Origin of the sequence: Micromonospora sp. NPDC049089 (assembly GCF_040648775.1) — a bacterium.
Classification (GTDB): domain Bacteria; phylum Actinomycetota; class Actinomycetes; order Mycobacteriales; family Micromonosporaceae; genus Micromonospora.
The window spans coordinates 1-8,439 of the sequence record NZ_JBEZEH010000261.1 but is presented as its reverse complement, the minus strand read 5'-3'; the positions used below and the strand labels follow the sequence as shown (position 1 = coordinate 8,439).

Sequence of the window (8,439 nt, the reverse complement as noted above, 5' to 3'; positions counted from 1 at the left end):
GCCGCGCTCAAGCACCTGACCCTGCTGGAACGGCACCCGGGCGAGGCGGTCAAGACGAACGTCTCTCCCCGACGCTGACGCGACAGCTGTGCCGGTGACCGTCAGGTCGGCCACAGTCGTCCACGGCCCCCGGCCGCCGGCCTCGCTCAGTGCCCGCAGCCGCACGTACCGGCCGGTGCGGGCGGCGGTGAACGGCACCACCTTCTGCGTCGACGTGTCGGCGAACGTCCCCGACGCCACGGCCGTGCCCCAGGCGCTCGGGCTGTCCGAGACGTACACCTCGTAGCGGCCGATTCGGCCGTTCACGCCCCCGTCCTGCCGTGGCAGGTACCGCAGCCCGTCGACCTGGTACGTGGCGCCCAGATCGATCTGGATCTCGTGCGGCAGGGGCGCGGGCGTGGAGGACCAGGCGGTGTGCCAGAAAGTGCCCGGGTCTGCGTCGAACGCGTTGGTGGCCCTGCCGTTCTCCGCGCTCGTCTCCTCGCTGTCGGCGTACACGAGCCGCCAGCTGTCGTTCGGGATCGGCGGTGTCGACGTGCCGCTGCCGGGGACCGGCAGCACGGCGCCGTCGATCCGGGTCTGGAACGCGGTGCTCCTCGCACCGGCCTTGATCCACAGGATCCCGTCCGCGTAGAACCAACCGCTGCTCGCCGAGTCGTACGCGGAGCGCGTGCTCAACCTCGGCAGCGTCTGGCCGGCGACCGTGACCGCCTGCGCGGCGGCCGACAGGTGCACGCTGAACTCGTAGGAGCGCGACGACGGCTTGCCGGCGTACGCACCGGTGGAGGCACCCACGTCGACGGTGACCGTTCCGGTGCCGGAGGTCGGCGCGGCCACCCGGACCTGCTGGGTGGCGTAAGCCCCGCCCTGGTAAGCGCGGGTGATGCCGTCGTCCTCGTAGAGCGTGAAGCTCGACGAGCCGCGCGGGTACAGGTCGTAGGTCAGCGTGGAGACCGGCTTCTCACCTGTGTAGTTCATCTGCGGCCACATCGGCACGATCGAGCCGCCCTTGACGAACAGGGGCAGCCGGTCGAGCGGTGCCACGTACCCGTTGAGAGTGAGCGGTCCCTGGTACACCCGCCCGGTCCAGTAGTCGGTCCAGGTGCCGGCCGGCAGGTAGATGCCGTCGCGCAGCTCGGTGTCGGAGACCACAGGCGCCACGAGGAACGCGTCGCCCGCCATGAACTCACCAGACGTGGCGTTGCCCCGGGCGACCGGGTCGTTCGGGTACTCCAGCACCAGGGCCCGCGTCGCCGGCACCCCTGTCACGCTTGCCACCCGGCTCATCGTGTAGTGGTACGGCATCAACCGCATCTTGAGCTGCAGGTAACGGCGGTTGATCGACAGGTACGGTTCGGCGTAGCGCCAGGGCTGCTTGTCCTGGTAGCCGGGCGCCGGATTGGTCGCGCCCCAGCCGGACATCGTCATGAACGCCGGTGTGAACGACTTCCACTGCAGGTCCCGCACGTAGGTGTTCGGGCTGCCACCGAAGATCCCGTCGACGTCACCCGTTGCGTAGTTGAGGCCGGACAACCCGGCGCCCGCGACGGCAGGCACGGTCCACCGCATGTCGTCCCAACTGCCGTACGTGTCACCGGTCCAGACGACGGCGTTGCGGTGGGTACCGGCCCAGCCGTCGACGGTCCACACGTAGCGGCGGGCGTCGGAGTTCCGCTCGATGCCGTCGACCGCCTGCTGGACACCACGGAACGCGTTCTGGTAGCCGCCGCCGATCCACGCGACGTCGGTCTTCACGCCACGCGTACCGGCGGTGCCGACCTCGTAGTCGATGGACCCGAGCCCCGTGGAGGTCCACAGGCCGGTCTGGAATCCGAGCGCCTTGGCGCCTGCCACTGTCGCGGGCAGGTCGGCGTAGCCGCAGCCGTACCCGTCATTGGGCAGGAACCACCCCGACGGCATGTCCTTGGCCCGGGCCTCCCGGGCGTACGACAACACGTCGGGAGTCCGCTGGTGCCCGGCCCGGTTGTGGTCGCCCTGGTAGGCCGGGTTGGACGCGTTGAAGCAGTCGGCGTTGCCGAGTTCGAGGCCCCACATCGGGCTCAGGAACGGCTTGCCCGTCACGTCGGTGTACGCGCCGAGCACAGCCTTGAGCGAATCGCCCACGAAGTAGTACGCGTCGAAGCGTTCCTCGTTGTGGGTGGTGGTGACCGGTGCGGTGAAGCCGTACGAGCCGGGCGCCCACGTGTTGCGCAGGACGCCGTAGCCGTTCGTGGACAGGTAGAAGGGCGCCGGACTGGCGTTCGTGTTCTCCCGCCACCTGTTGTCCACGGCGATCGGCACCGTCTTGTCGCGCAGCGCCCACTCCCCCAGGCGCAGGCCGGTGCCGTAGAACTGCTCGTCGGCGTCGCGCGCCAGGCGCTGCGTCGTACGGCCGGCGGACCAGTCGAGCGGTTGCGACTCCCGCCAGACCGGCCGGCCGTCCGGGCGCTGGACCTGCATCGTCAGGGGGTCCTTGTTGATCCGGATGACAACCGCCGCGGTGGCGATGCGGAAGGAGCTGCCGTCGTCGGTCACCGTGCTGGCGACGCTGCCGAAATCGGTGCGTACGGTGATCTCGTTCGCGGCCGGTTCGGTGAACGTGCCGTTCGGTGCGGCCCAGACGCGGAAGATGTCCGCGCGCGCCAGCGTGAGCCGGATGCGGGCGGCCGTGCTGGTGGTGATGGTGTACGTGTTCCCGGCTCGGGTGATGCCGGTGGCGCGCCCTGGTGTGGCCGCGCGGGCGGGTACGGCGTGCAGCATCGCGGCGAGCAGGGCGAGGACCACGATGGCGGCCCGGACGGTGGTACGGCGGCGGTGGGCGGGCAGCGGTGACCAGATCATCGTTTCTCCCGGTGGTGAGGGACGATGCGACCCAGACATTTACGGAGGCCGATGACACGAGATGCTGCACCCGCTTGACTCAAGATGCAAGAATCAGCCCGTAATTTTGCACCAGGTTCCATCTTTGCCGAACGCAGCGCCCGTCAGACCTGGAGCACCTTGACCCCGGCCTGCTCGATGAGGCCGACCTTCTCCGGGTCCGCCGACTTATCGGTGATCAGGGTGTCGATGTTGCCGAGCGGGCAGATCCGGTTGAAGCTCCGGCGGCCCAGTTTCGAGGCGTCGGCCACCACGATCGTCCGCGCCGCGCTGGTCACCATGACGTGGTTGATCGCCGCCTCGCCGTCGTTGTGCGCGCTGGCGCCGTGCTGGTGGTCGATCGCGTCCACCCCGAGCACGACCACGTCCAGCGCCACCGACGCGAGCATCGTCTCAGCGATGCGGCCCACCAGCTCGTACGACTGCGGGCGGGCCGTCCCGCCGGTGAGCACCACCCGGATGTGCGGTCGCACGATCAGCTCGTTGGCGATGTTCAACGCGTTGGTCACCACAGTGACCTCCGGCAGCTGCCCGTTCGGGTCGGTACGCAGCGCGAGCGCCCTCCCCACCTCGGTCGTCGTGGTGCCACCGTTGAGCCCCACGGTACTGCGCGGTGGGATCAGCGCGACGGCGGCGGCGGCGATGCGCTGCTTCTCCGAGGCCTGCCGGACCGCCTTGTAGCGCAGCGGCAGGTCGTAGGACACGTTTGTGACCACCACTCCGCCCCGGGTACGCGTCACCAACTGCTGGGTGGCGAGCTCGTCGAAGTCGCGTCGGATGGTCGCCGTGCTGACGCCCAGCTCACGGGCGGTGGACTCGATCTCGAGCTGGCCCTCGACCGCGACCATTTCCAGGAGCCGGTGCCACCGCTCGCGCTGGTTCACGTCGCACTCCGGTCGCTCGGCCCGCCCATACGGCCATCTTTGCATCTCTGATGCAACGTCCGTACCGCACCACGACCGAGGAGACAGCCCACGGGAACGACGAGGGCCGGTGGGCGATCCGCGCGGCCGCCGCACCGCGACTGGTCGCCCACCGACCCGTACCGTCCCGGCCCGACCAGTGGTCGGGCCGGCGTCATGTCGCTCCGCCGGCATCAGGCCGGCGTGAGCCGCCAGTGCTGGGAGGCGCTGCCCGTGTCGCTCTGCTGCACGATCGCGGCCCCGTTCGTCGTCGCACCGCCGGCCACAGCGAGGACCTTTCCGGTCTGCACGTTGACGAGCTTCACGAACTCACCGGACGCGGTCACGACCCGCCACTGCTGGTTGCCGCCGCCGGTGGCGGTCCACTGGATGACCCGCGCCCCCTCCGCCGTAGAGCCGGCCTCGACGTCAGCGAGCAGACCCGAACTGACGCTGGTCATCGTGGTGACGCCGCCCACCGCGCCAGCCATCAGCCACGCCTGGTTGGCACCGCCGTTGGGGGTCCACTGGATCAACTGCACGCCGGTGGCCCGGGACAGGTCCGGCACGTCGAGGGCCTTTCCGCTGGCCCGGTTGACCACCGTGTGGCGGACGGCGCCCGACTGGCCGCTCAGGGTGGCTTCGAAGGAGATCGGCTGGGCCTGCACCTGGTGCAGGTCGAAAACCACGATCTCGTTGGCGCCGACCCGCAGCCACGGCGCCGGACAGTAGAGCCGCTGCTGTGGCCCCACCTTCCAGTAGCGGCCCAGGTTGCGGCCGTTGACCCAGACCACGCCCTTGGTCCACCGGGACATGTCGAGGTACGTGTCGCCGGTCTGGGTGAGGTTCACCGTGGCCTTGAAGAAGATGCCGGGCCGCGAACTGTTGGTGATCACCGGACGGAGGCCGGCCACGAACGCCTCGTCGACGGGCAGCAGGTGGGTCTGCCAGTTGGTCAACGTGCCGGTCAGGGTGCCCGCGTCCACCAGTGACACCCGCTCGGTGATGCCCTTGCGGTCGACCAGCGCCTGGCCGAAGTTGTTCCGACCCATGCCCTCGACCAGGATGTCGAGCGTGGGGCTGCCACTCGCCGAGGTCTTCAACGCCAGCGGCGCGTCCTGCACGGTCACGCCGAGCGGAGTCGTGTAGGCCGCCGGGAGGCTACTCCGAGACAGGCCGCCCTGGTAGACGCCGTCGAGGAACACCGTGGCGTAGTCACGCACCGACCTGATGTCCAGTGTCGCCCGGGTGTAGCCGGGCAGGACGCGGCGGTAGAGCATGAAGCCGGAGTTCTGGCCGTACATCTCCATCGGCTGTGGATTCGTCTGGGTCGACAGCGCGGCCGGCAGGTTGTCCCACAACGAGGCATACGCCGCCGGCAGGACGGCCTGGCCGCCGGTGCGCACGATGGTAGGGATCGGTGCGGGTACGGCCGGCAGCGTCACCCCGAGGGCGGTGCCGATGATCTCCCGGTAGGCGGGGTACAGGCGGGCCGGCGCACCCTGTTCGTTGATCGGCGCGCCGTAGTCGTAGGTGGTGATGTCCGCCTGGTAACCCGACCCGTTGTCGGCGGCGTTGGCGCCCGCGGAGTATCCGAAGTTCGTGCCGCCGTGGATCATGTAGAGGTTGAACGACAACCGGCCGGCCATCAGGCCCCGCAGCTGGCTGGAGATGTCGGTGTTCGATCCGGCGAAGCCGCCGTCGCCCCAGTGGGTCAACCAGCCCGGGTAGAGCTCGCCGGACATGGCCGGAACGGTCGGGAACGACTGGCGTGCCGCGGCGATGGCTGCCGCGTCACCGCCGCTGAGCGCGATCGCGCCGCCCGTGACGACCGTCCGGTTGCCCTGCACCTGGCCGAGGCCGTCCTCGGTGTAGAACGGTCCGGTGATCCCGGCCCGCAGCCACAGTTGCCGCAGTTCCTCGAGATAGACGACGTCGTTGCCGTACGACCCGTACTCGTTCTCGATCTGGACCATCAGGATCGGTCCTCCGTTGCCCACCATGAGCGGCTTGACCAGAGCGGCGAGCGCGTTGATGTAGCGCGTGACGGCCGCCATGTAGTTGGGGTCGGCGGCGGTGCGGACCCGCAGCCTGATGTTCGGGTTGCGCAACAGGTACGGCGGTAGACCGCCGAGGTCCCATTCGCCGCAGACGTAGGGGCCGGGGCGCAGCAGCACGTACATGCCCTCGGCCTGGCACAGCCTGATGAAGCCCGCGATGTCACGCCTGTCGGTGGTGAAGTCGAAGACACCGGGCCGTTCCTCGACGTGATTCCACATCACGTAGATGGCGATCGTGTTCATGCCCATGGCCTTGGCCATCTGAATCCGGTGCCGCCAGTACTGCACCGGGATGCGGGCCGGGTGCATCTCGCCGCTGCGGATCTGGAACGGCTGGCCGTCGAGCAGGAAGTTGCTGCCGTCGGCGGAGAACCCGAAGGTCTGCGCTGCAGCCGCGGCACGGGTCGGGCCGCCCGATGCCAGCATCGCCGCGAACGGACTGAGCACGCCCAGGGTAAGGAGTTGACGCCGTTGCATGGTGTCTCCTTCGGACAGGCATCGTCGGCACGCCGGCGGCGATCACGGCCGAGGGCGGGCCGGGACGCGGACGCGATGACAATGATCGATGTGCTTTGAGCCTGCCAGATCGCGCAACATGATGTAAATATCTCCGGCGATTTTGCATCTTCAATCAGCGTCGCCGGCAGCCCGGAGCGTCCAATGCGACCTGGGGCCATCGGGCGGCGCTCGCTCGTCGATGTATTGACGACCCACTCGCAGCCCTTTAACGTCACGACATCAGATATCCGACGTCTTATACCCCTCGGCTGTCCCTACCCCACCCCCGTCCCGGAAGGACATCCCCCGTGACTCCTGTCCGTGCACTGCCGCGCCGAATGACAGCGCTCCTGGCCGCTGTCCTCGGCGTGGCGGCGATCCTGCCCGCCACACCGGCTCACGCCGCCCCCGCCGGCGTCAGCGCCACCGCCAGCGCCGACTGCACGACCGGCCGGCTCAACCTGCGGCTCACCAACGGCAGCACCACCGCGCAGAGCTTCACCGTCACCTGGCCGGGCCGCACCAACTCGCCCTGGACCCGGACCGTCGCAGCCGGCAGCAGCAGCAACGAGCTGTACTGGACTCTCCCGGCGGGCACTGCCTACACGCTGCGCACGACCACCCCGACCGGGCTGGACGACACCTCCGCCGGCATCTTCCACTGTGGCACCGGCATGTCCGCGCTCAGCAGCTACGACTGCACGGCCGGCCGTCTCCAGCTCGCGCTGGAGAACCGCACCACCACCGCCCGGGACTTCACCGTCACCTGGGCCGGGCGCACCGGATCCCCGTGGACCCGCGCCATCGCCGCTGGCGGCAACTACCTGCACTACTGGACCGTCGGCGCGGGCACCGCGTACACCCTGCGGGTCACCGCTCCCGGTTTCGACACCACGGTGCGCGGCACCGCCGGGTGCGGCCTGACCGCCGGCACACCGCAGATGAACAGCACGGCGGTGCTGACCACCCAGAGCGTCATCCGCAACCTCAACGGCGCGAACGGCCGGTACGACGGAACGGCCGCCTCGGTCCGCATCCCGGGCATGGCCGTCACCAACAACGGCACCGTCATCGCCGTCGCCGACGCCCGGGTCAACGGCTCGTACGACCTGGGTGGCGGCACCAACAACATCCAGATCGCGATGACCCGCAGCACCGACGGTGGACGCAGCTTCGACCAGCCGCGCATCATCCACGCACCGGCCACAATCAGCGAGGGAGCGGGTGACCCCAGCCTGCTGGTGGACCGCAGCACCGGTGTCGTCTACTGCTTCTACACCTACTCCCCCAGGCCGGGCATCAGCTTCTGGTCCGGCTCCTCGGGTCTGAACACCGCCAACGACCCGAACAGCCTGCACCTGCAATACATCACCAGCCGGGACAACGGCGCCACCTGGAGCGCCCCGGTGGAGCTGAACCCGACGATCAAGCTGCCGACGTGGCAGCAGGCGTTCTTCTCCTCCGGGCACGGCATCCAGAGCAGCACCGGCCGTCTCATCCAGCCGTTCGTCTACCGGGACGGGGCCGGCCTCACCCAGACCGGCAACATCTACAGCGACGACCACGGCGTGACGTGGCGGCGCGGCGGACCGGCCGGCGGGAACATCAACGAGAGCAAGGCGATCGAGCGCGGCACCGGGGCGATCGTGCAGAACATGCGGCACAACAGCACCCGCAGCCGCTTCTACTCGACGTCGACCGACGGTGGCGTGACGTTCGGCGCGGCCACGGCCAGCGCGGTGCTGACCGATCCGCTCTGCAACGCCGACGAGATCTCCTACCTGCGCCCGTCCGAGCTGGGCACGAACGGCGCACCGGTACGCACCCGCACCGCGCTGTTCAGCAACAACGCGGCCCCGGCCGCGCGCAACGACCTCACCGTCCGGCTGTCCACCGACGACGGCGTCAGCTGGCCGGCTCGCGCCCTCGTCAAGCCGGGCGGTGCGGGCTACTCGACGATGGCCGTGCTGTCCGACGGGACGGTCGGCAACCTGTACGAGGTGGGCAACACCGGTGGGATCTTCTTCGCCCGCTTCACCCTCGACTGGGTCAAGGGGGCCTGACCGGCAACCTTCCGCCCCCGGCGCCGGCACCACGCC

General features: G+C 69.5%; 4 protein-coding genes. 1 reads left to right on the top strand and 3 read right to left on the bottom strand.

Features of this window, described 5'->3' with window-relative positions; translation table 11 throughout:
• From AB0B48_RS30120 to AB0B48_RS30110, 3 genes are all read right to left on the bottom strand, one after another.
• On the bottom strand, positions 1-2,841 hold a 2,841-nt coding region (locus AB0B48_RS30120; protein WP_357207396.1), incomplete at its 3' end, for a discoidin domain-containing protein.
• Positions 2,842-2,984: 143 nt separating this feature from the next.
• Complete coding sequence (locus tag AB0B48_RS30115; protein WP_357207393.1) at positions 2,985-3,764, bottom strand: DeoR/GlpR family DNA-binding transcription regulator; 780 nt, start codon at positions 3,762-3,764, stop codon at positions 2,985-2,987.
• 212 nt (positions 3,765-3,976) lie between these two features.
• Positions 3,977-6,319 (bottom strand): beta-galactosidase, encoded by a 2,343-nt coding sequence (locus AB0B48_RS30110; protein WP_357207391.1) that lies wholly within the window; start codon positions 6,317-6,319, stop codon positions 3,977-3,979.
• Between the two features lie 329 nt (positions 6,320-6,648).
• Between AB0B48_RS30110 and AB0B48_RS30105 the strand changes: the two genes are divergently transcribed.
• A complete protein-coding gene (locus tag AB0B48_RS30105) occupies positions 6,649-8,403 on the top strand; it encodes an exo-alpha-sialidase (RefSeq protein ID WP_357207388.1) in 1,755 nt (584 codons plus the stop codon).
• Positions 8,404-8,439 lie beyond the last annotated feature (36 nt).

Excerpts from the sequence above, each read along its gene's own strand:
- AB0B48_RS30110 (WP_357207391.1), bottom strand. The coding sequence starts at position 6,319 with ATGCAACGGCGTCAACTCCTTACCCTGGGCGTGCTCAGTCCGTTCGCG.